The 22780-nt window shown below is 47.5% G+C and carries 20 protein-coding genes and 1 riboswitch; of the genes, 7 read left to right on the top strand and 13 right to left on the bottom strand.

What is annotated here, in order from left to right:
• Positions 1–181 precede the first annotated feature (181 nt).
• Genes pxpB through ACO6VG_RS13065 form a run of 4 tightly spaced genes read left to right on the top strand, consistent with a single transcriptional unit; the run spans position 182 to position 3327 of the window.
• Positions 182–883 (top strand): 5-oxoprolinase subunit PxpB, encoded by a 702-nt coding sequence (pxpB, locus tag ACO6VG_RS13080; RefSeq protein WP_422132688.1) that lies wholly within the window; start codon positions 182–184, stop codon positions 881–883.
• Entirely contained in the window at positions 880–1866 is a 987-nt protein-coding gene (locus ACO6VG_RS13075) for a biotin-dependent carboxyltransferase family protein (protein ID WP_422413362.1), read from the top strand. Before pxpB ends, ACO6VG_RS13075 begins: the two co-directional genes overlap by 4 nt.
• Complete coding sequence (locus ACO6VG_RS13070) at positions 1856–2635, top strand: LamB/YcsF family protein (RefSeq protein WP_422132686.1); 780 nt, start codon at positions 1856–1858, stop codon at positions 2633–2635. The genes ACO6VG_RS13075 and ACO6VG_RS13070 overlap by 11 nt, the downstream gene beginning before the upstream one ends.
• Positions 2635–3327, top strand: coding sequence for a hypothetical protein (locus ACO6VG_RS13065; protein ID WP_422137309.1), 693 nt, complete (start codon positions 2635–2637; stop codon positions 3325–3327). Before ACO6VG_RS13070 ends, ACO6VG_RS13065 begins: the two co-directional genes overlap by 1 nt.
• Positions 3328–3369: 42 nt before the next feature.
• Here ACO6VG_RS13065 and ACO6VG_RS13060 read toward each other — a convergent pair whose 3' ends face one another.
• Positions 3370–6801, bottom strand: a complete 3432-nt coding sequence (locus tag ACO6VG_RS13060) for a hypothetical protein (protein ID WP_422474270.1) — start codon at positions 6799–6801, stop codon at positions 3370–3372.
• 474 nt (positions 6802–7275) lie between these two features.
• Here ACO6VG_RS13060 and ACO6VG_RS13055 point away from each other — a divergent pair, with 474 nt between their 5' ends.
• Together ACO6VG_RS13055 and rsuA are read left to right on the top strand one after the other, a co-directional pair.
• Positions 7276–8055 (top strand): DUF2057 family protein, encoded by a 780-nt coding sequence (locus ACO6VG_RS13055; RefSeq protein WP_422132683.1) that lies wholly within the window; start codon positions 7276–7278, stop codon positions 8053–8055.
• A complete protein-coding gene (gene rsuA, locus ACO6VG_RS13050; protein WP_422132682.1) occupies positions 8052–8768 on the top strand; it encodes a 16S rRNA pseudouridine(516) synthase RsuA in 717 nt (238 codons plus the stop codon). The genes ACO6VG_RS13055 and rsuA overlap by 4 nt, the downstream gene beginning before the upstream one ends.
• Here the strand turns inward: rsuA and ACO6VG_RS13045 are convergent.
• From ACO6VG_RS13045 to ACO6VG_RS12990, 12 genes are all read right to left on the bottom strand, one after another.
• Positions 8750–9280 carry a DinB family protein gene (locus ACO6VG_RS13045; protein WP_422132681.1) on the bottom strand — a complete coding sequence of 177 codons (531 nt, stop codon included), beginning with the start codon at positions 9278–9280 and terminating at the stop codon, positions 8750–8752. The two genes, rsuA and ACO6VG_RS13045, sit on opposite strands and share 19 nt — an antisense overlap.
• Before the next feature lie 42 nt (positions 9281–9322).
• Positions 9323–10528: a hypothetical protein gene (locus tag ACO6VG_RS13040; protein ID WP_422132680.1), complete on the bottom strand. Its 1206-nt coding sequence runs from the start codon at positions 10526–10528 to the stop codon at positions 9323–9325.
• A 16-nt stretch (positions 10529–10544) separates the two neighbouring features.
• The gene (locus ACO6VG_RS13035; protein WP_422137305.1) at positions 10545–11453 is read right to left on the bottom strand and encodes a cyanophycin synthetase; all 909 of its coding nucleotides are present in this window, start codon (positions 11451–11453) and stop codon (positions 10545–10547) included.
• Positions 11450–12304 carry a hypothetical protein gene (locus tag ACO6VG_RS13030; protein ID WP_422474268.1) on the bottom strand — a complete coding sequence of 285 codons (855 nt, stop codon included), beginning with the start codon at positions 12302–12304 and terminating at the stop codon, positions 11450–11452. Before ACO6VG_RS13030 ends, ACO6VG_RS13035 begins: the two co-directional genes overlap by 4 nt.
• A 34-nt stretch (positions 12305–12338) precedes the next feature.
• Positions 12339–12857: a hypothetical protein gene (locus tag ACO6VG_RS13025; protein WP_422474266.1), complete on the bottom strand. Its 519-nt coding sequence runs from the start codon at positions 12855–12857 to the stop codon at positions 12339–12341.
• 137 nt (positions 12858–12994) lie between these two features.
• The gene (locus tag ACO6VG_RS13020) at positions 12995–13468 is read right to left on the bottom strand and encodes a YHS domain-containing (seleno)protein (protein ID WP_422132676.1); all 474 of its coding nucleotides are present in this window, start codon (positions 13466–13468) and stop codon (positions 12995–12997) included.
• Positions 13469–13662: 194 nt separating this feature from the next.
• The gene (locus tag ACO6VG_RS13015; protein WP_422474264.1) at positions 13663–14607 is read right to left on the bottom strand and encodes a CNNM domain-containing protein; all 945 of its coding nucleotides are present in this window, start codon (positions 14605–14607) and stop codon (positions 13663–13665) included.
• A gap of 267 nt (positions 14608–14874) precedes the next feature.
• A complete protein-coding gene (locus ACO6VG_RS13010) occupies positions 14875–15459 on the bottom strand; it encodes a cobalamin adenosyltransferase (RefSeq protein ID WP_422132674.1) in 585 nt (194 codons plus the stop codon).
• 91 nt (positions 15460–15550) lie between these two features.
• Positions 15551–17401, bottom strand: coding sequence for a TonB-dependent receptor domain-containing protein (locus tag ACO6VG_RS13005; protein ID WP_422132673.1), 1851 nt, complete (start codon positions 17399–17401; stop codon positions 15551–15553).
• A 4-nt stretch (positions 17402–17405) separates the two neighbouring features.
• On the bottom strand, positions 17406–18473 hold the full coding sequence (locus ACO6VG_RS13000; protein WP_422412944.1) for a cobalamin-binding protein: 1068 nt from the start codon (positions 18471–18473) through the stop codon (positions 17406–17408).
• Between the two features lie 132 nt (positions 18474–18605).
• A riboswitch (cobalamin riboswitch) is annotated at positions 18606–18814 on the bottom strand.
• Between the two features lie 117 nt (positions 18815–18931).
• On the bottom strand, positions 18932–19525 hold the full coding sequence (locus ACO6VG_RS12995; protein ID WP_422132671.1) for a cob(I)yrinic acid a,c-diamide adenosyltransferase: 594 nt from the start codon (positions 19523–19525) through the stop codon (positions 18932–18934).
• A gap of 47 nt (positions 19526–19572) precedes the next feature.
• Positions 19573–21054, bottom strand: coding sequence for a cobyric acid synthase (locus tag ACO6VG_RS12990; RefSeq protein ID WP_422132670.1), 1482 nt, complete (start codon positions 21052–21054; stop codon positions 19573–19575).
• Positions 21055–21283: 229 nt separating this feature from the next.
• Between ACO6VG_RS12990 and waaA the strand changes: the two genes are divergently transcribed.
• Positions 21284–22573: a lipid IV(A) 3-deoxy-D-manno-octulosonic acid transferase gene (gene waaA, locus ACO6VG_RS12985; protein ID WP_422132669.1), complete on the top strand. Its 1290-nt coding sequence runs from the start codon at positions 21284–21286 to the stop codon at positions 22571–22573.
• The last annotated feature ends 207 nt before the right edge of the window (positions 22574–22780 follow it).

The following is a 22780-nucleotide window of genomic DNA, read 5'->3' as shown; positions in this document are numbered from 1 at the left end:
TAAGACAGGGAAAATACAAAACCGGCAGTATACGCCTCATACCCGTCCGAGACCAACATCGCCTTCAGCCTCTGGATGCCAGACGTTCGCATTTGGTAGATTTACTCTCTCCGACGACTAACGCTTGATAACCCAATCCTATGTTAGAATCGGCTGCAGACTTTGAGAATATGACGATAATATGAACCATCCCTGTGAGTGCTTCCCTCTGGGTGACTCAGCTCTAATGCTGTGTTTTGGTGACCGGATCAGTCCCAAAATAAACCTGATCGTTCACACGGCGGCAAAACAAGTTCTCGAAGCGGCATCCCCTGAAATAATTGAGATAGTTCCGGCTTACACAACTTTGACCGTCTATTACGATCCCTGCCAGATTCAATCAGCAACACCTTATGAAGCTTTGAAAGAAAAAATACTCAACCTCCTGCAAACACTCAAGGTGGGTCAGACAAACGTTGGCAATCTTGTTGAAATACCAGTCTGCTACGAAAGCAGCTTTGCTCCGGACCTGGATCGTGTAGCCAAACACTGTCGCTTAAAAACTGAAAAAGTGATTGATCTTCACACTTCAGCGACTTACGACGTTTACTTTCTTGGCTTTGCTCCGGGTTTTCCCTTTCTGGGTGGAATGAATAAAAGACTATCGATACACAGACTTGAAAACCCACGTCTGTCGATACCGGCTGGCTCCGTTGGCATTGCCGGTGAGCAGACAGGTATCTACCCTCTTTCCACTCCCGGAGGCTGGCAGCTGATAGGCCACACCCCTGTTTCTCTGGTGGACTTCAGTAACGACCACCCCACCCTGCTCAAGCCCGGTGACAGAGTAAAATTCACCGCTATTTCCTCCAGAGAGCATCAGGAAATGGAGGCGCAAAGGTGAGCCTGACCGTCAAACAACCCGGAATGCTGACCAGCCTCCAGGATCTGGGCAGGTATGGCCTCCGGAACCTGGGCCTATCAACTTGTGGCGCTATGGACTCCCTGGCAGCCAGAGTCGCTAATCTGATACTGGGTAACCCTGAGAATGCCCCACTGCTGGAATTCACTTTGACAGGACCCACTCTGGAATTTCATAAGTCCACTGTAATCTGTCTTAGTGGAGGAAGTGCCGATGCCACCGTGGATACCCATCCCATCGCCAGCAACTTCGTAACCGCCGTTAAAGCAGGGCAAACACTGAAAATTGCCAGTCTCAGAACAGGCTGCCGGGGCTATCTGGCGATTAAAAACGGCTTTCAGGCTCGGGAAGTGTTGGGAAGTTGCAGTACTTATCTGAGAGCTGGTATCGGTGGCCTTGGCGGTCGGGCACTGAAAGAGAACGACCGGCTTGGCTTTAACAGCTGGGCAGCAAAGAAAAATTTCAAACCTGATATTGCTGTGGGCCACAGGTTTACACAGTATCTTGAGGATCAGAAACATGTTCAGCCTGTTCGTTATATCCGGGGTCCACAAACGTCATGGTTCTCCGGCCCAAGCCTGAATGTTTTCCAGAACCAGAGCTACTCTGTCCGCCCGGATTCTGACCGGATGGGTTATCGTCTCTGTGGTCAAAAGATCAAAAGCAGCTATCCCGGAAATCTGATCACAGAGGGGACAGCCATGGGTTCCATTCAGATCCCTCCGGATGGTCAACCCATTATTCTGATGAGTGATTGTCAGCCCACTGGCGGATATCCCAAAATCGGGAACATCATCTCTGCGGACTTGCCCAGAGTCGCCCAGCTGAAGCCATCGGACACACTGACCTTTCAGGAAGTAACTGTGGAAGAAGCACAACGGGAACTGGTAAAACAGAGAATCGGCCTGAACCGTCTGGCCATAGCGGCTGAATATTATTGGAACCGAAACCAAAATGATTACTGATAAAGCTCTGACACTGGATCTGAACTGCGACATGGGTGAAAGCTTTGGCCAGTACAGGCTGGGAAACGATACTGGAATCATGCCGTATATCAGTTCTGCCAACATTGCCTGCGGCTTTCATGGGGGTGATCCGAATATCATGGCCAACACGGTAAAACTGGCTTTGGAACACAGTGTTGCCGTCGGTGCTCATCCCGGTTTACCAGACCTTCAGGGCTTTGGTCGCAGAAACATGCACATCAGCCCCGAAGATGCCTATAACCTGACACTTTACCAGACAGGCGCATTAAGCGCTTTTGTGACGGCACAAGGCGGTCAACTTCACCATGTCAAACCTCACGGAGCTCTGTACAATATGGCCGCCCGTAACCCGGACCTTGCCAAAGCCATAGCCGAAGCGGTTTATCAATTTAATCAGGAACTGATTCTCTATGGGTTAGCCGGTAGTTGCCTTATATCTCAGGCTGAAGCCATTGGCCTGAAGACCGCCAGCGAAGTCTTTGCCGACCGCAGCTACCAGATTACTGGCCAGCTAACCCCCAGAGATCAGGACGGCGCAATGATTGAAGACCAGCAAAAGTCCCTCGACCAGATCAGAGACATGGTATTACACAAACAAGTGACGTCAGTGGATGGCCGGACAATTGCTATCCAGGCCGAGACCCTGTGCATACATGGCGATGGTCCCCGGGCTCTGGACTTTGTCCGTGGCTGTGAACGATTTCTCCGGGCACAGGGCATCACCATTCAAACGATTCAGGCGCAGTAATGAATATTTCTCCCCAGGCTTCATTGCCCTCTTCAAGATCTCTTTTTGCCACTTCCTGGAGTGGCGGCAAGGATGGTTGCTTTGCTCGATGGATTTCCAGTCAGAGTGGCGCCAAACCCGCCTGTCTGCTCACTATGCTCAGAGAAGGTGAACAGAGAACCAGTGCCCATGGACTGCACCAGGAGGTTCTTCAGACTCAGGCTGATTGTCTGGGAACCCCAATCATTTTTGGCTCTGCCGGGTTTGGAGGTTATGAACAGGGATTAAAAAAGGCACTGGCAACCGCTATCAGTGAGTATTCTGCCAGTCACCTTGCTTTTGGTGATATCGACCTGGATGCCCACAAGGATTGGTACGATCGTATTCTCAAAGATACTTCTATCCAGACCTGTTACCCACTCTGGCACTACAGCCGCAAACAGCTTCTGAAAGATATGTTCTCGGTGGGCCAGGAGGCCCTGATTGTCAGCATCAAGAATGAATCACTGGATCAAAGTTTTCTCGGACGAATACTGACACCCTCACTGGCCGATGAGATAGAAGCCAGAGGCATCTGCCCCACTGGAGAAGAAGGCGACTTTCACACACTGGTGATCAATGGTCCTGACTTTAAAGAACCCTTGTCCGTTAAAAAAGCAGATATCTGGCAGGATGACTGGGGCCACTCTGTGCTTGAGCTCTTACCTGCCTGAGGTTCAGGAGAACGCTTTCTGGCCCTCTCCAACAACGCTCTTTTATGCCGTGGAAACGTCCGGGTCAGGCACAGGTATCTCTTCGTAAGCAACCCTGTTAAATGCCCTGGAGCGTAAAATGCTGGCCATTTTGTCCAGGGCTGGATCGGGGTAACTGTCCTGAAGACGCTCCACAACGTGCATAAGTACAATGCCTGATATGGAATCAAGCTTTGGCTCTGAAGATTCAAGGGCTGCCAGGACATTAATGCGCATCATTGCCATCAGTGCACGGGCAGGGCCAGCAGCCTGACCGACCGCCAGGTTGAGTTCGTCAATCATAATGCTAGTAAGCGGTCTGGCGAGGGTCGGACTACCGGAAGCCAGCTCGGGGGAATCGTAAGGCAGCAGGGTTGACGGACCAGAATCCATAGGGGTAATCAAGTCAACCACATAAACCCAGTCTTTCTTTGTATAGCCTTCTTTTAAACGAAGAATGAGGTTGCAAAAAAAACATTTTTTTCCGTAGTAAAGTTCCTCACCAACTTTGGTCTTAAGCAGCACACATTTATCAGGCAAGTAACCACCTGCCCGGGCAGCTTCCTCCAGCCGGTTATAGAGTCTCCCTATGATCTCACTGAATTGCTCTTTGTTAAGTACTAAAAGATCTGTATCCCTTGGCGTGACTGAGCGCTCAATAATTTCCCGGGATATTTCGCCCGGTAACAGATCGCTACCGGTTGCCCGTTTTAATGCCTGGCTCCCCCAGCGTGACTGAACCTGCGTCTGATAGGCACGGCTTCCCAGATATACCACAGGCTTATTGTTATGATTCAGCGCCTGTACTTCGCTGGCTATTTGCTCATGAAAATAAGCTCTTGTCTCGAGAGTCTCCTGAGTATCTACCCTGAAAAATGTATTCACGACAAAATTTGCCAGAGTATCAGGCTTTTTGCTGGCTTGTTTGTTAAATCGGCCATTTTTAAAATGAACTGGATTCGGTTCATTATTGCCAGTGATTTTCACTAGTGATAGCTCTTTGGAATTATCCAGATCTTTTACGCAACCTGCTATGAAAGCAATATTTTTGTTAATTTTCTTCCTGCAACTGACTGTAGCCTGCTCAAGGTTGGCAATAGTGGGAAATTCACTTTTGAGAATATCGATACGTTTACTGCTAACGGTAACAAGCCCCGTATTCAAATGCTGAAGTTGTCGTAAGCCATGGTATAAAGTAGCTTTGATTGACTCGAACAGGACAATCTTCAGACATTTGTCTTGCCCAGTAATAACTTGCTCTCTGATTTTGTTCAATTGCCTGAAAGCATCTCTGAAACAGGTTTGGATGTTTTGATTGATCTTATCAAATTGATCAATTTTCTCTTTAATCCCGGAAGCATTTGCTTTGATTTTTTCTTTCCATTTCTCTTTGGTCTCCTTAAGCGAGGACGACGGATCACTTGTTTGAATGCTTGTAATGCAGCCCTCCAGATCACTGAAAATTGAAGCGCATTCACAAATATGCTCAATGAGCATTGCACAGTAATAACTGCAGTGGGAGAACGTCAGGAGCAATTCACTGTGTGGTGATTGGGCAATGTTTGCAAAAATATTGATTAGCCATTCACAGGATTTCCTGTCTAGTTCTGTGATGTTAATGCCTGGATTATAGATATCGCACTCTTTGTTTATGAGCTTTAAAATATCATTATTCTGGATCAGAGTCTCTGCCAACAGGGATTTCAGGGATTCAGGAAGCTGTTGCGGATTGTCATTTGTTATCCCATCCGTGGCGGTACCTTGCACGATAACTTTTTTGACCTCATTAAAGCTATTTCTGATAGCCACCTCGTGATTGTTGGTCAGAGTCTGTATTCTTAGCTTGGCGAGTGATAATCGATGATGGTATTTACAGGATTCCACGGCTTCATTGGTCAATAAGCCAAGCTCCTGCAACTGGGTTGCCCATGGGCTCAGAACATTAAATATGTGTTGCAGCTCTTCTGTCTTCTTTATCTTTATTAATGGTGACTGGTTCTCAGTGACACTCTCCTTGTGAGCAAGCAGGGTACTCAGGTAGATAGAAGAAGCTTCAATCCCAAGTTCGAAATAACGGTTCAGGGGATAGCATCGGGTTTGTGAATATTCATTAAGACCATCATGCCAGCTTTCAATGTTGATTCCTTTCGTATTGTCTTTTTTAAGCCCTTGAATAACTTTTTCCAGTGAATAGTCGTTATGGAAAACGATTCGACTGGTTGTTTCACAAACCTTATTAATAACATCCCATCGTTCTGACATTAACGCTGCATGGAATAGCTCTGCACAGAATAAATGCTGAGCAATCATCTTTTTGTCAACGCAGACGGGTTGGAATTCCTGATCGTACCCTTCATTCCTGTATCGATCAATTGAACTGAAAAGACATCCAGAGGCGATTTTCACGATATCTTGAGAATCTTTCTTGCTCTGGATTTCCAATGTTGCCGAAGCAACGGTAGTGAGCAGATTGCTTATCCCTTCACTGAGTCTGCGAGACTCAGATGCCACAGAGTTAGATCGTTTCCGGGGGGGCGCATGCAAAATTGAGTGGTGCTTCCTGATTTTTGGTTCAACTGGCGCTCGAAGAGCAATATTTCTTCTGAAATCAGCATGTCTTATCATGCTCTCCACAAAACTATAGATACAGGACAAATGGCATACAATAGACTCACTCAGAAAGCTGATTGATTGCTGGCCCGGGGAAGTATCCTTGGGGGACCATAGACATAGCATTTTCCCGAGAACACGATAGTTCTGGACCAGCTGCCGTGTTACGTTACTCATGTCATCGCTCAAAAACAGCTGTTTGGACAATAGGACATATTGGCTTTTGTCAGCCAATTTTATTGTGTTGAACCAATCAACAATTTTGTATGAACTCTCCTTGAGTACCTGATATTTATTAGCGAGACGCTTGAGCAAAGCCAGTCTATTGTAGATTAAGCTATGGAACTGCAGAGCATCTGTATCAAGAAATTTTCTATCAAAAAACTCTTGATCAAGTTTCATTTGAAATTTGAGTAATTCCTGCCTGAAGTTTTGGACATCCTCTATCGTAATTTCTTCAGAAGGTGAGGACGGTGCTTTGTGAAAGCAAGGAAGAGTATCCAGAATGATGTCATCAGGCAGAGGCCCCAGGAGAACTTCGAGGGGAGAAAGGCAGGCTGATGACTGCTCCGGCTGGCCTTGGTCAATAGCTGATGTCAAATCAGGTGTATGGTACTTTTGTTCTACTGATCTGATCGCAGCCTGTCTTTCAGATAGTGGAAAACCACTGGGTTTGCAGTATGCCGGATCATTGCTTTGATCACTGCTCTGGAGTTGAGACTCTGGATTTATTGCAGTCGTTGAGCCTATGTCCTCCAGTCCTTCTGAGCAGCGCTGAGTGTTGCATTCTTCAGGGTCAGGCTGCGGGTAAAAAGGCGGAGCAGAAGTGTTTTCGATATTTTGCATAATAGATACTTAAACCAAACAATCATTAATTAAATAACCGCATGTAATAATCAGGCACATACTATTTTGACATCATTATGTTGATTTGGTTCCATGGACTTAATTGCACTCGCCCCTCAAGGATTAAAGACTTGCGAGTAAGGTTTGCCACCAACAGGAGCCTGACCAAGAATAGACTGCCCTGCGCGGCAACTGCTCCTGCGTTGCTCTAGCTCCTGCATCCATGCAGTCGGCGGCAACTGCTCCTGCGTTGCTCTAGCTCCTGCATCCATGCAGTCGGCGGCAACTGCTCCTGCGTTGCTCTAGCTCCTGCATCCATGCAGTCGTTCGGTAGCGAATAGTCGTCACATCGCCGCAGCAAACCGGCTGAGCAGAGTTCCGCCTCCCAAAAGCCACTTGCTTTTAAACCCTGAGTCCGGCATGTTGTAGCGCTTTTCTTACCCTCATTAATATAAGTTGCATAAGGGGATATCTATGCGCTCTCTTTTAAACGACTTTTTCAGCCTCTCTGAGCGCTCAAGACTGCATCATCGCACATGGCTAAACAGACTCCTGGCGTCAACTCTTGGCTTTTTCATGGTCGCTTCAGTCTCAGCGGCTGAATCCAGAGCAGAACAGGCCACCCTGCAGATACCGGCCAAATCTGAGTTACTGGTTCTTGACGGCACCAATGTCAAAGACCTCGACTTCAAAGTGGAGGCTAACAAGCCCATTTCTCTTACCAATGTGCGCCATCAGATTGTTTTCCAGTTATCTGATACCGTCACTAACGGCGGGGACCGAACTCGCTTTACTTCCAAACCTTTTGTCCTGACCTTCCATCCAGCAGCTGGCAAGCACTACAGCATTGATGTTCCCGACCTGAGAGACATTCGTCAGGCCGAAGCTATCAACAACAACCCCACCGGCAAGATTTCATTGAAGGATGCCAAGGGCGAAGCCGTTCCCTATGAATTTGCTATTCTGCCCAGCAAGGGTATCCAGTTCGGCCGCAACTATGCAGCAGACGTCCAAAAGTTTAATCGTAGCGACAGCCCTGCAGCGGCCAGCGAATTTTCAGGTATGGGTGTCTTCGCAGAGACAAACACAGGCTTTGCCAATGCGACTCAGAATGAGGAAATCTATGGCTCTGCTGCCAATAAAAGTGACGAGGCCAATATAAGTGCCAGCATGCTGCGTTACTGGTTTGAAAAAGCCGATCCGAAAACCCGGAAGACCTTCGTCAACTGGGCCCGGGAACAGGTCAGCCAGTGAGACTCGACAAATTTCTTTGTGAAAGCACCGAACTGAGCCGCTCAGAAAGCAAAAGGCTTTTGAAAACCGGGTCGGTGACCGTGGAGGGTACCGTCGTCAAAGACCCTGCCTGCAAGGTTTCTGACGATGCTGAAGTTCTTCTGGATGGAGCACCACTCACTCTGGTGGGATTTCGTTACATTATGCTCTACAAACCGCTGGATACCCTTTGTGCAACGCCCTCAGGAACAAGAGCCGAGATGTATCCATCCGTTATTAATCTGCTGGATGTCATTAAATCCGATCGTCTCAGGATTGCCGGTCGGCTGGATGTCGACACCACTGGGCTGGTACTGATTACAGACGACGGTCAGTGGTCTCACAAAATCACGTCACCGGTTAAAAAGTGCGGAAAACGTTACCGGGTAGAACTGGCCTCGCCTCTGGATCAGTCAGCCATCGAACAGTTTGCGCAGGGTGTCCAGCTGCATGGGGAGAAAAAGCCAACCCGCCCCGCGCAACTCGAATTTATTTCTGATCAGGAAGTACTGCTGACGATACATGAAGGCAAGTACCACCAGGTCAAGCGCATGTTTGCGGCTCTGGGTAATCGTGTAACGGCCCTTCATCGGGAACAGATTGGCTCTATCACGCTCGACCCTGATCTGAAAACGGGTGAGTGGCGCTATCTGACTGAAAACGAAATCCACTCCGTTCAGGAAGCCACCACCTGACCCCGGTTAAAACTGGACGTCGCTGGTGCCATACCCACGGAAGGGTCGATTTTGTTACCTGCTACTTTTGCGATCGTCGCCATCATTGCCAGATGGTGAGTCAGATGACTGCTAGCAAAGACCAGCTCCCTTCCCAGGGTGGATTTTAATCGCACGCTGCTGCTTTCTGACAAAAGTACCTCGGTTTTGATTTCAACATCTAAATCCAGATCCCCTGCTTTCAGCGCCTTTAACCATTGCTGCAAATCTTTTAACTCTGCCAGACCCGCATTCTTTTCATGCTCCAGCAACAGCCCCCGACGTCTGAGATCATAATCTACCGATTTATCAGAAGAAGAACGGATAGCTTCATACAGATCCAGAACATGACGCAAGTGCTGCCCGACGGTACTTTGGAAAAGATCGGAGTCCCTGAATCGGTAATCATCAGCGCTCAAACCAGAAACAAAACCGATCATCTGTTCAACTGTTTCCTGATTGCCCCGGAGTATCCGCTCAAAATCATTACGCATGATAAAAATATCCTTTTCTCTTAACTGTCTATCGAGTTTTTATCAGAAATTATTTTTTCCGCTCATGGCTTCTCTATCTACCCTGACAGTTCCGGCCTGCCAGCTATAGCGGAAATAAACCAAAGCTAAAATGGATGAAACAAAGTACACAGCCTGAAGTGCCTCCAGAGGTGCTTTTCCCTGATGCAGGAACAGAGCTGTAATAATAAACAAAACAGTTACACCCAGTTGCGAGCAGTAACTTTTCAGTAAAAGGTAGGTATGGGTATCCGTTTTATCGGAACGATCAAAAAACACTTTGTTGAATGACAAACGGAACAGGCTGGTCAGGAAAGCAATGACGAGAATAAATGCATACTGCTGCTGTGTTGAGAGCGTTTCATCGACCATTCCCCTGAGCAGCCAGCTGAATGCATAAAGAAATATGGCCCACCGGAAAAGACGGATAGCGGACATACGGTCAATAAAAGTCTGTATCAGTTTAAACAGGGCAGCGACTGCGATTGCCAGAATCACCATCATTCCACCCAGCTCAAGCAGACTTTCTCTGTTGATAAAATAGAGTGAGAGAGTCCAGAAATAACTTTCCAGAAAAAGAAACAGTCCATCTACAAAAAACACCCCGCAGGAGCCAAAACTATCACGAAATCGGAGCACTTCAGAGACACGGGCAGCCGGTGCCGAAAACGCTGTGTTGATTGCAACAGCCACCTTCGTTTTGAAAGTTTGAGCAACACCTGCAGTTGAGATCAGTGCGCTGAGTAGAAACAGAATCCAGTAACTTGATTGCTCCAACAGAAATGCACCCGCCACTATGCCGATTTTAAGCATCACTGCTACCAATATCTGGAAGTTGCCAAAGTGCTGACCGGAATTCCGATTATGACTGATGGATTTGAACAGCAGACGTTGAGCCATCCAATAGAAACAGCCATAAATACCATTCAGAATGGCCAGCAGAATAAGTCCTGTGGCTCCGCTGTCTGCTTGTTGTTGAAAGAAAAACAGTCCCGCCACCAGCAGGACCTCAGTCAAAAACGAAGCCCTTACGGCCCAGACGCTGCCTTTTCCAGATCTCAGGTTTTCCCAAACCCACAGGGTAAAAAGATAAGCCAAACCGGACAGGGCAATAAATACAGCTATTTCGGTCAGACTATAACCCTGTTGCCATAACAGAGTGGGCATAAAGAACGGCAACAGACCGACCAGAAATGCGTGAATACCTGAGAACTGAAAAAAGTAATGCACTCCAGTCTCCTCTGTCTCAGAAAATATCAGTCTGAGCGATCTGGAGTTTATTCAGTTCCTCAAACACCCCGGAGATATCTTCTTTTTCTCCATATCTGGGGTAGTCGTGCATTTTCACGTAAGGACGAGAGTTCACCTCCAAAAGGATGCATTTCTGATCTTTATGACTATGCTCTATGCCTTTTTCCATGATGACATCGATACCGAGAATATTGGCATCGAAAGTAGCCAGCACTTTTTCCATCAGTCGTATATTCTCTCTGGCCAGATTAGTGGCCGGAATGGTTTCAATAACACCGCCGGGTGCCAGGGCAATTCGATGGAACAGCTTTACCTGCTCCTGATCAGCCGGAACGGAATTCAGATCAAAGCCCTGTCTCGCTAAATAGTTTCTGGTTTGTTCACTTTTCTGAAGCGGGTACATGCAATCCAGAAGCCCCATCTCCTTTCGAATAGTATTCTCCTGATCGATCAGGGTGCTGATCGAGTCCTCACCATTTCCGATAACAAAAGGAGCATAACGCTGAATCACAGACACCACTTCACCGTTCGCCACCAGAACCCGATAGTTTTTTCCTTCCAGATACTGCTCTACAACACTGGCAGGCCACCAGATTTTGGCCAGCAAAGCCGCTTTCCATAACTCCCGATAGTTGCGAATGGGAAAATAGCTGCCTCGTGAGAAACCGCCGACATTAGGCTTAACCACCAAAGGAAAGCCATGCTGCCTGGCAAAGCGAATAGCCTTCCATGGATTAATGAAAATCTCACCACGGGCATGGGGAATATCATTTTTATTGAATGCCGCTCTTGCCTGAGCTTTTGAACGACAGCTCTTGCGAACTTCCAGAGAGTTGTACTGAGTGCAACCATTCATAAATTTCTGGCTGATGTAGCTGTAAACCGCTTTCCTGATAAATTTCACAGCACCATCTCCTCTTCGGTCTTGGCTGGCAGCTTTTTAAAATTCAGCCGGTTCAGGTAAAACAGCTTCCTGAAGAAAATAGATTTCCGTTTACGGGCTTCTGGAATTTCACCGGTCACCTGCGCCAGTTGACCGGTCAACTGACCTATCAGCCGCAACTTCTCGAAAGCCCCCAGATTCTTGCTTAACAACACCAGAGGCATTGGCAGGAAGAGATTGATTTCAAAAATTTTGAACTCTCCTTCAACCAGCGCTTCGATGCTGTCTGCCCGGATACCATAGCGAGCCATTCTGAACGGCCCGGTCTCACTCAAATGCATAGCCAGCTGATCGGCCTGTTTTCTATCCAGCTCGTGGGTTTTGTCCAGATAAAACGTTTCGCTGTTGTAGATACCATTGACAGGATGTTCATCGTTGCTGGTATTCAGAACCTGGGTTACGGACAGTGTTCTAAGGCACTTTGTGGAATCCGGGGAGCAAATCACAAACACTTCAAACTCTCTTTTCCCCTGGGCACCTTCCTGAATCAGATAGGGCACACTGTCCTGAACGCGATTCGCTCTTGCGGCCTCCAACTGAATTTCATTATCGACCCGTATAACCCCGGCGGAGTTCTGTCCCCATTCAGGTTTCAGAAAAACCGGGTATTGCTCCGGCCTTATACCATCAGTATCCAGGCTCTGTTTCAGGCGCCACCGTCTGGGAATGGACTCATCCATATCAAGTTTCGAGTACAGTCCTTTGGCGTCATTGAAGTAATCGGCATTCAACTGAAAAAACAGCCAGGGCTTTACTCTTTGTCTCAAGGCGTGCCAGATAAATCCCAAAACCAGCAACGTACGAACTATCATAATGATCACTTCCAGATTTAGTGTCTCCGGTGAGTTAAGGGTTAGATCTTGCCAGTTTTTCTTCTTTAACCAAAGAGAAGTTGGCTATCGCCATGATCAGCCCCAACACCAGGATGGATACAGCGGCATAGAACAGGGAGCCGCCGTCACTTTTCCCCTGGTGCAATACCTCTATTCCCAGAGGTGTAGCAAGGTGGAAGAAAACCGCACCCACCATGATACCAGACGCTGCCAGCCCCCCGAGACTGTGTATCAGACTCTGGCTGATTTTGCTTTCATTGCGACTCAACTTATTGTTAATGAACAGTATGACAGGCAGGAACAACAGCAAACTGACGGATAATTCTGCAACTCCAACAACAATAGCACCGTAACTACTGAACCACTCACCCATTGAAACACCAATAACTCCCTGCATCCACTGACCAATAGTTCCAAAGATATGCTGGGTATCCGGATGCCCACTGAACTTGTAGGGCAGGGAGAACAGAAACACCTTGGCTATCCAGAGGACAGTTAACCAACTAAAAACTTGTATCACGCGTTTTTTCATGGGATCAATTCCATTTCTCAAAAATCAAAAAGTCCTTTCACCCGATTTAAAGTGATGTGACTCATCGTACTAATGGGATAGATGAGTAAAGTCTCAGATCGCCAGCGAACCAGACTTTACTCGGAACTTGATAAGCTTTAATTGATCACTTTCGGCCAGTTATCATCAGCTTTATTGATCAGGTTTTTCTTATCCTTGAGCCATTTTTTCTGAACGGAGCTATTGTAATTCAGGTAAAGCTTACCATCTTCGATGGTCCATTGCTGAGGATCAGCACTGGCAGTCTTACCTTGAGCCACAGCCCATGCACAATAGCCGCCATACTGAGGGGCGTACTTTTCCGGAGACTCCAGAAACAGCTTTTTATGTTCTTCACTGCTGAAGTACCAGGTAGCCCCTTTATAGCGGGTAGAAAATTTATCGGAACCTTTTACCGGCTTACTATCAGTAAAGTAAGCCACCGGGTCGTAGCCACTGACAGCCTTGTCGCTGAAAAGCCCGGTATAAATCTCGTCTTCGGCCATAGCCTGCATCGAAAAAACCAGCGTCAGAGCCATGATCAATCTGGCCCATACGCCTCCAGCTAAAGATAAGTGATTTGCTCTGGTCATTTGCTTTACCTCTTTGATATTCGAAAAAAATCATTGTCCTCTTGGCTGAATATACGCTACGACAAATTAAATAGTTTCAGAACAAAGAAATAAAAATCAAACACATCAAAACTGTCATTCAGTTTTCAGTTATCGATCCATGAATACCTGTTTCAGGGGAGGCAACGAGATGGGAATTGCGGGGTTCTACAGACTCAGGAAGCCTGTAGAATAGCTCGATAAACCTGTTTGGCAGTGATCATTCGGGTCTGTTCCGGATTCCGCCCGGCAAGAAGTGCGACAGAGGCCCGGGCCTTGCCAAAAGCCTTTATGGCATCCAGCAACGTACACTGTTCTTCCAGGAAAACAACCTGTCTGGCCAACTCTCCAACCGTTTTATCGGCAAGGCCATTAACCAGACAGCTAGTGATATGACGATAGTGTACAATACCCACTACTTCGCCATCGCTCACAACCAGGTAGCGCTTGTAGGAATGCTCGCAAATGAATGCCTGAATGTCCTGCACTCTGGAGTCAGAGGCAAGCCAGATCATAGGACCATCTTCAGTGGTCAGGGCTGCCAGAGTCTTCTGGTTCATTTTCAGGGCCAGCTCTGCCATTTTACGCTCTTCACGTTCTATCACGCCGGACTTATTGAAATGACGAATGATGCCTTTCAGCTCGTCGCGACTGGGCTCCTGAGTATTCTCAATCCTGAACAGTCTGGCCCAGACCAGCGTCATCTTGAGCATTGGCCGAAGCAGAAAACAGATAACTCTTACGAAACGGGCAGAATGATTGAGTACGGGCTCTGCCATCTGAACCGCAAAGAGTTTTGGCAAAATTTTGGCAAATACCAACATGCAGTAGGTCAGAAGAGCAGTGAATATGGCCAAACCGGTGTCATTAAAATGTCTGGCAGCAATAGCTCCTATCATCGAACTTCCGGCAATACTGATCAGCGTGATCAACATGACCATGGAGGACAAATGAGCCTCCTTGTTCTTGATAATGTATTTAATGTCGGCCTTGTTAACAGGCTTGTGTCTGAGAATTGTGGCTAACCTGAGATCATCAACATAAATAATGGCAGATTCAATAACCGAGAGAATAGCAGTAACAGCAACAATCAGGCAGGCAACAGCAACAACAAGAAGCATCCTTGCTCCTCCATTTTTTTAATCTGTGGGAATAAACCTTTATCGGTCACCTAATTGATAAGTTTAAGTTAAAAATCTCATGACGACAGGCTGATTTCACGACTTGCAGACAGCCTTTCTTATTTTGAAATAGAGCGCCTGAACAGCTACAGGCACTTAAACAGCCATGAGCGTAAAAGTAGTGAAAAGAAAGTCCTTTTCTTACCACGGCCTCCAATTTCTTTATTATTCTGAGCCTACTTTCTATCCTAAATCGAACTTTCCTGATTACACAACCTTTTTCCTGGACTCCTGCTTTAACTTTGAGGGTGACTTGGACTTGTAACTCTTGCTCACATACTCAGGTTCCGTGATCCCCAGTCGTCCATTAATCACCACCGTTAATCTGAAAAAGAGATTGCAAAGCATGTTGGCAAAGCGGTGCAGAACATCCGGAACTTCTATGCCTTCAGCATCCACCAGAACCATGGCTCTGATCGCTTTTTTACTGAGCGAACGACAGGAGTGAAGCAACTGAACGGGTCGAGGTCCGCGAGGTAAAACAAAACCTTTTATTCGCCCGACAATCTCTTCCTGATAACGATCAAAATACCCGGCGAGCCATTCTATCTGCTCTTCAAAGATGGCCTGCTTCCCCCGGATAGACGCATTAAGATGAAAAATTTTCGGCTGCAGTTCGCAGAGAAAATCGTAGATATCCCTGAACCTTTCATCTCCTTCCAGCTCATAGATAGCTCCGCCCAGTGTCGTACAAAGCTCATCGGTAATAATTTCGTGATCACACAAAGGTGAATGCTCGTAGATGAAGGGATAGCATAGTTCCCGGACGTCTTTGGATTTTTTAAGTGCCATATTGACTACCTTATAAAAAAGCTCTCACTCCTGGAAAAGAGGGTGAGAGCTTACTTAACATATGACAGACGTTAGTCGTACGAAAATTGACTTACAACTCAGGAGTCCAGGTCAGAGTTACAAACGCCCCCAGAGGCTGCCCCCTGTAGCCATCAACCGGCTGATATTCTTTATCGAAAATGTTCACCACTTTCAATCCGGTCTTCAACTCAGAAGTCAGCTTATAGCTCATGCGCAAATCAACAGTTCCGAAACCTGCAACTTCTGTCGTATTGGCAGCATCTGCATAAGACTTGCCTTGCGCACGGAAAGTAGCACCTAGCCCCAATTTATTGAACTGCTTGTCAAAGTCCAGAGTAAAGAGCTCTTCAGCTCTATTACGTAGAACCTTACCCTTATTCACTCCAGAACGATTTTCCGGATTAAGAAAAGAAACGCTGGAATTGACATCCCAACCCATAGCACGGGTCTTGACTATTAGCTCAATCCCTCTGATGCGAGCCTGATCAATATTAATGGGCGTGTAGGTGCTGTCTAAAGCAATCATATCTTCCATGTTGTTCTGGTATAGAGAGACGGACCAGTCAGCAACAGCCAGAACACCTTTCAGACCCACTTCAAAATTTTCAGACTTCTCAGGTTTCAGATTGGGGTTATCATAGCCCGGGTAGTATAGGTCACCCAGTGTTGGTGCTCTGAAGGCAGTGCCGTAGGAAGCCGTGAAGCGCATTTCATTGGGCAAAGCCAAACCGTAGGAAGCACTACCGGTTGTGTTATACCCATACGCCTCATTCTTGTCTCTTCTCAGAGCTACCTGAACGTCCTGGTTACCTATTGAGGAATGGTTTTGAACAAACACGCCCGCGTTGTATCTAGAATCTTCCACATAAGCAGTACTGCCATCGTATTTCTCATTAGAATAATCAATGCCTGCTGTCAGCAACTGGTTCTCATGCCAGGCAATATCATTCTTCCAACTGGTTGAATAACGCATGGTTTCACTCCAGTAACTGTCTGAAGTTACACCTGTTTTATAGTTTTCTTCCCTTGCCTGGGTATGCTCTTCGGCATAACCAGCCTCCAGTCGTGTACCCCAGATATCATTTATAGTCAGATCAACGAAGGAGCTGATGTTGGTTACCCTGAAAAGATTATAGGGCTGGGTGTCATAAGAATAAGCAGAGTTATTGTCATACTCAGACTTACCCTCTGAGTGCTGAAAGCTAGCCCCTGCTATCAAGTTACCTGAAAATTCGTTAGAAACACTACCAAACACAGATTTGTTTCTGTACGCGTCATTATCACCATCACCATTCGTTTCAGTGAGCGTAAAATCGTACCCACCTGTCTCATACATGTTTGCCCCAAGGTTAAAACGCAAACCTTCTGACTGACCGCTGTAACTCAGACCATACTCACCGGTGTTTCGGCTGCCACCACCCACCTTGACTTTCAGATGAGGCTTTCCATGGCCCTTGCGAGTGAAAATCTGAATTACACCACCTATTGCATCGGCACCATAAAGGCTGGAGCGAGGGCCCCGAACAATCTCAATTCTTTCGATATCTTCCGGGTCCAGATATTGAAGAGGTGACACACCTGAGCTGGCCGAGTTGATCTTCTGTCCGTCGACCAGAACCAGCGCTTGAGCGGTCTTTGTCCCCCTGAGATAAATACTGGACAGGCTGCCTGCACCACCGTTTGTTGCGACCTGCATACCCGGTGTTTTACTGAGCAATTCCGGCACACTGGTAGCCAGACTACGCTCAATTTCTTTCCGCGTAATTACAGTAACCGGAGCCAGAGCCTCATCCACAGACTGAGCAGTTCTGGAGGCTGTCACAACCACTTCCTCCAGCTTGATAATTTCTTCACTGGCCTGAAGCGTGCCAGCCAGACCTGCTGTGGCCAGAGCGACTGCAATACGCAATGTGTGGGACATGGGATTATTCCTTGTGTGTGTTTGCTGGCGTCTTTGAAGCCCTGGCAAGACTTTCTTTTCTGACGCTCTCGAGTTGTTGGCAAAGGGATTCGGCAGCATCCAGAGCCCGGGGTGCTGGCCTGGATATCAAATTGCCCGGCACGGTAATCAGATGGTGCTGTTTCACTGCCTGAAGATCGCTCCATTTCGACCAGCGCTCTTCGATAGCTTTACCGTCTTTAAGATTGCTGGAGCTGACAATAACCTCTGGGTTCTTGCCAAGAAGGGATTCCATGCTGACTTTGGGTACCCGTATTTTTGAGTCGGCATAAATATTTTGGCCACCACAAAGCTCTATCACCTGCCCGATAATCTGGTTCCTGCTGATACTCATCAGCGGTTTGTTCCAGATCTCATAAAAGACAGTGACAGGCTTTTTAAACTGGTATTTTTTCTTGATGGATTGGTAACGAGCCAGAAACCTTTTGGCTTCTTTATCCGCAACCGCAGAGGTGCCAAACAGCCTGCCCAAGCGCCTGATGACCGATGCGATCTCAGGAAAGCTTAGCGGATCAATGTAGAAAACCCTGACACCCAGTGACTCCAGCTTTGACGTCACTTTCGGGCTGTTGCCTCCTGCCCAGGCCACCACTAAATCTGGTTTCATAGCAGCAATGGCTTCAATGCTGACATTGGGAAAGCCACCTACTCGGGGTACTTTAGCGACTGCGGGAGGGTAGTCGCTGTGATCATCGACTGCGACAACTTGCTTACCTGCTCCTGCAGCATAGATCAATTCTGTTGAACCGGGAGAAAGGCTGACTATTTTTTTGACGGATTTGGGGGCACAGACTTCCCTTTTCAGGTCGTCTTTTATGCAAACCTGTGCTGCCTGCAACAATGTCGTATGACCAGAAATTACAAAAGCAGCCAGCCAGGTAGCAGACAGAAGATACCCTTCAGCGAAGCGCAGCACTTTTGCGACAGCCTTCCCGAGTGATGAACAATTTCGTTCTCGACTTGTTTGATGCAGATGCCTCATGGAATCCCTGAGATCGATGTTTCTCAGGGCGGCAGACAGTCGGCCAGACACAAAGTTCCAACCGCAGAATTATTCTGACTTGTCTCTCTTGCTCAAAGACTTGTCAGTTTCCGGGGAAGATATGAATTTTCCCAACCGCCAGGTGACCCGCCCGGTTAGAAAGCTCTATAGCTCAGAGCTTCCATGGTTGCTTTACTGAAGGCAGGTCTCCTGGCTCCGGGATCAACATGCTTTTCTCACCTTCCCGGACCTTGAATCCAGTGGTTTAGAAAGCCTCCAGGGGCTTTCTTGAGAACGCATTACTCCGTCACAGTTGCGGGCACAGCCGGGTTTAAAACCCCGTTCCCTATCGTTCGCAAGCGGATAATAGACCGTTTCGCAAACAATCCACAGCGTCTGAACATGTCAGCACTTTTTATGCGCTGCCGTTGCCACCGTGGGACCTTCGTAAAGGTCGGGCATATTACCCGAACTTTCGTGTTAATTCACCCCTCTTGAGAAAGGCGACATTAACCCTGAACTTTTGATTTGGGAGAGGGCTGCCAGAGCACCTCTCCTTCGTTCTTTCTGGCACAATGCCTTGAAAGCACATACATCACATCGGACAGCCTGTTGAGAAAGGTAATGAGAGGGGCATTAATGTCGACACCAGATTCACGCAATCGGACCACAGCACGTTCGGCCCTGCGCGAAACCGTTCTTACCATATGACAATGACAGGCGGCAGCCCCGCCACCGGGCAATGTAAAATTTTTCAATGGTGGTAAATCTTCATTCAACTCGTCAATCAATGTCTCCATGACTGTCGTATGCTCTTCCTGAATCAATTGATATCCGGGCATGGCCAACTCTCCACCGACATCAAACAGCCTGTGCTGAATCTCGCTGACCCGACTCAGCTGCGACTCGGTCAAGTCATCAGACTGCCTGAGCACATTTAGCAACATACCCATCCAGCTGTTTGTCTCATCAACGGAGCCAATAGCTTCAATCCGATCATCCGCTTTTGACAGAACATCACCACTGCCAATCCGGGTGGTTCCCTTATCACCAGTACGGGTATAAATTTTGGTCAGCCGATAGCCCTTGCGCTCTTCTGTCATCTTAAATATTCCCTCAGACGTAATTATTTGAAGTAACGAAATATTTTTCACTGATAAACAGCTAACAATTTGTTCAAATCAATATTCTGCTCAACAGCATCCGCCATTCTATTAATACCTTCTTCCCTGAGCGCTTCGTAGTCCACTGCCGCTAATTGCCTGAGACCAGACCAGGTTAAAAAGGCATTACAGGCTGCCGTTGTTTCAAAAATGCCATGCAAATAAGTACCAAATATCTGGCCATCTTCAGACATGACACCGTCCACCCCCTGTTTCAGTTGAATGAGAGGATTATCAAGAGCCGAACCCCGGGTAATACCCGCATGAATTTCATAACCGGTCACTGGAACCTTTTCCATATCGGGAAGAGAGAGGCAACCAGCCACCTGTTTCAGCTGCTTTTGGGGGGCTATTGTGGTTTCCAGGTTCAGCAACCTCAATCCTTCAGTGCTGCCAGGTTCTCCTTCGATACCCTGAGGGTCATGTACAATATTGCCGAGCATTTGATAGCCTCCGCAGATGCCCATCAGCTTTCCGCCATATCGCAGATGCCTGAGAATATCCTGATCCCATTCATTCTCTCTTAGATAGTCGAGATCAATCCGGGTATTTTTGGTACCGGGAATAATAATCAGATCCACCGGAGGAATGGGTTCGCCTTTGCCAACAAAGTGAATCTGAACATCAGGTCTCAGCCTAAGGGGATCAAAATCAGTGTGATTACTGGTACGGGTCAGTATAGGCACCGCAATTTGTAAAACTGAATCATTATCATGAGAAACCTGTTGTGACTCAATTGCATCTTCAGCCTCCAGATGCAGGCCATGAAGATAAGGAAGCACACCCAGCACCGGCTTACCCGTTTTTTTCTCGAGCCATTCCAGTCCCGATTCCAGTAGCTTGATATCACCTCTGAAGCGATTGATCACAAAACCGGCTACCCGTCTTTGCTCTGATTCTGACAATAGTGCCAATGTTCCATAAAGATGGGCAAAAACCCCGCCTTTATCGATATCAGCAACAATAATGACCGCACAGTCGGCAGCCTGGGCAAACCCCATGTTGGCAATATCCCTGTCACGCAGATTGATTTCTGCCGGACTTCCCGCCCCTTCAACCAGCACGAAACGGTATTGCTCTGCCAGCCTGCGCCAGGATTCGAGGACGCACTCCAGCAACCTCGGTTTGAATTCATGATAGGTCTGGGCATTCATTTCCCCGATAGAACGTCCATTGACGATCACCTGTGCACCTGTATCGGAGTTAGGCTTCAACAAAACCGGATTCATATCTGTATGGGGCTCAAGACCCGCCGCTAATGCCTGCAGCGCCTGGGCTCTGCCAATTTCGCCGCCATCCTCGGTCACCGCACTGTTCAGAGCCATGTTCTGTGGTTTGAAGGGAACCACTGGAATACCCCGCCTGCTGAAAGCTCGACAAAGTCCGGTAACCAGCGCACTTTTCCCCGCATCACTGGTGGTTCCCTGAACCATGAGAGTCCGTCGCCCGGGCGGTATTGAGTGATTCATAAGTTCCAGAATGGCAGTCCTGACAATAAGGTGAGGCAGTTTGATATTGTTCAGTGGATGGATGCAAGCGCTTTCTTGATGTCCAGCATCATTTCTCCATGGGTTACATCAGTGTTCGAAAGCCCCCATCACTGAAAGCCGGACAGATTCGACTCATAAATCTATTTCGGGTCAGGCTCTATCTGTTAACATACTTGGTAGTCCAACTCCTAACGAATCCAGCCCGAGCATGAGTCGATACTTATATTCACTTTTATTGTACCTTTTGGTGCCCGCTGTCCTGATCAAGCTGATTCTGCGCACTAGAAAATCTCCTGCATATGGTCATCGCTGGGGTGAACGCTTTGGTTTTATCAAAAAGTTGCCCAATGACAAACCCGTCATATGGATCCATTCCGTTTCTGTGGGTGAGACCATAGCCAGTGCGCCCATGGTTAAAGCCTTGATGAATCAATACCCCAATTACCGCTTTGTCGTCACCACCATGACACCCACTGGCTCCGAGCGTGTTAAAAAAATATACGGTGACCGTGTTTCTCATGTCTATTGCCCCTACGATTTGCCAGACGTGCAAAACCGTTTTTTAAATCGGACTCACACCAAAATGGCTTTAATCATGGAAACAGAGCTATGGCCCAACACCATTGCCGCCTGTAAAGCCAGAAACATTCCCGTGGTTATCATCAATGCCCGGTTGTCAGAGAAGTCGGCCCGGGGTTATGCAAAATTGAGCTCGCTGACTCGAAATATGATGCAGAACATCCATCAGGTGGCCTGCCAGACCGAGAATGACGGTGAACGATTCAAACAACTGGGCTTGCCTGCTGAACGTCTGGCCATAACCGGCAGCGTCAAGTTTGATATGTCTGTGGATGATGAGATCAACAACAGTGCAGCTTTGCTTAAATCCACATGGGAATCGGGATTGGGCCACAAGACAAAAATACTGATAGCTGCCAGTACCCACGACGGCGAGGACAAGCCGGTTCTGGATGCTTTTCGCAAAGTGCACGAGAAATTATCCGATACTCTGTTGTTGCTTGTTCCCCGACATCCCGAACGCTTTGACCGTGTTTTTGAACTGTCAGAAAGTCTCGGGTTCATCACCATAAGACACAGTCAGGCGACAGAAACATCTGCAGATACCCAAGTAATCATTGGCGACACCATGGGTGAGCTGATGAAGCTGTATGCAACATCAGACATAGCCTTTGTCGGGGGTAGTCTGATTAAGAACGGAGGTCATAATATGCTGGAGCCCGCCGCCCTGGGGATACCTGTTTTATCCGGTCCCAGCGTTTATAACTTCACAGATATCAGCCAACAGCTAGAAGACGCTGGCGGTATGAAAACCATACAGAACTCAGATCAACTGGCAGCAGTCGTATACGATCTGCTGACAGACGATGCAGCCAGAAAAAAGATGGGCGGCCAGGCTCAAAGATTTGTGGAAGGTAATAGAGGTGCATTGCAAAAGCTTTTGAAACAGGTGTCAGAAACCATTGATCATCTTGACTGAGTGGCCACAGAAAGTACACTGATCGCCTGACTGGACATCAGAGCCAACTCACCTGGACAGAGTCGATAAATGTCTCGACTCTGGCTCCTGCGTCGTTCTACCTCATGAATCCATTGACTCGAAGCGCACCTTTTAAATTATCGACCTCCGGTAGAATACGAAGTGGCAATTTAGCCGTAGGACCTGTGTCTATTTTATCGGGGGAGT

Source organism: Endozoicomonas sp. ALB032 (assembly GCF_049310125.1).
Classification (GTDB): Bacteria; Pseudomonadota; Gammaproteobacteria; order Pseudomonadales; family Endozoicomonadaceae; genus Endozoicomonas_A.
The sequence above is the reverse complement of the archived record's forward strand: the minus strand, read 5'-3'. Positions and strand labels throughout refer to the sequence as shown.

Excerpts from the sequence above, each read along its gene's own strand:
- pxpB (WP_422132688.1), top strand. The coding sequence starts at position 182 with ATGAACCATCCCTGTGAGTGCTTCCCTCTGGGTGACTCAGCTCTAATG.
- ACO6VG_RS13070 (WP_422132686.1), top strand. The coding sequence starts at position 1,856 with ATGATTACTGATAAAGCTCTGACACTGGATCTGAACTGCGACATGGGT.
- ACO6VG_RS13065 (WP_422137309.1), top strand. The coding sequence starts at position 2,635 with ATGAATATTTCTCCCCAGGCTTCATTGCCCTCTTCAAGATCTCTTTTT.
- ACO6VG_RS13060 (WP_422474270.1), bottom strand. The coding sequence starts at position 6,801 with ATGCAAAATATCGAAAACACTTCTGCTCCGCCTTTTTACCCGCAGCCT.
- ACO6VG_RS13055 (WP_422132683.1), top strand. The coding sequence starts at position 7,276 with ATGCGCTCTCTTTTAAACGACTTTTTCAGCCTCTCTGAGCGCTCAAGA.
- ACO6VG_RS13045 (WP_422132681.1), bottom strand. The coding sequence starts at position 9,280 with ATGCGTAATGATTTTGAGCGGATACTCCGGGGCAATCAGGAAACAGTT.
- ACO6VG_RS13030 (WP_422474268.1), bottom strand. The coding sequence starts at position 12,304 with ATGATAGTTCGTACGTTGCTGGTTTTGGGATTTATCTGGCACGCCTTG.
- ACO6VG_RS13025 (WP_422474266.1), bottom strand. The coding sequence starts at position 12,857 with ATGAAAAAACGCGTGATACAAGTTTTTAGTTGGTTAACTGTCCTCTGG.
- ACO6VG_RS13020 (WP_422132676.1), bottom strand. The coding sequence starts at position 13,468 with ATGACCAGAGCAAATCACTTATCTTTAGCTGGAGGCGTATGGGCCAGA.
- ACO6VG_RS13015 (WP_422474264.1), bottom strand. The coding sequence starts at position 14,607 with ATGCTTCTTGTTGTTGCTGTTGCCTGCCTGATTGTTGCTGTTACTGCT.
- ACO6VG_RS13010 (WP_422132674.1), bottom strand. The coding sequence starts at position 15,459 with ATGGCACTTAAAAAATCCAAAGACGTCCGGGAACTATGCTATCCCTTC.
- ACO6VG_RS13005 (WP_422132673.1), bottom strand. The coding sequence starts at position 17,401 with ATGTCCCACACATTGCGTATTGCAGTCGCTCTGGCCACAGCAGGTCTG.
- ACO6VG_RS12995 (WP_422132671.1), bottom strand. The coding sequence starts at position 19,525 with ATGACAGAAGAGCGCAAGGGCTATCGGCTGACCAAAATTTATACCCGT.
- ACO6VG_RS12990 (WP_422132670.1), bottom strand. The coding sequence starts at position 21,054 with ATGAATCACTCAATACCGCCCGGGCGACGGACTCTCATGGTTCAGGGA.
- waaA (WP_422132669.1), top strand. The coding sequence starts at position 21,284 with ATGAGTCGATACTTATATTCACTTTTATTGTACCTTTTGGTGCCCGCT.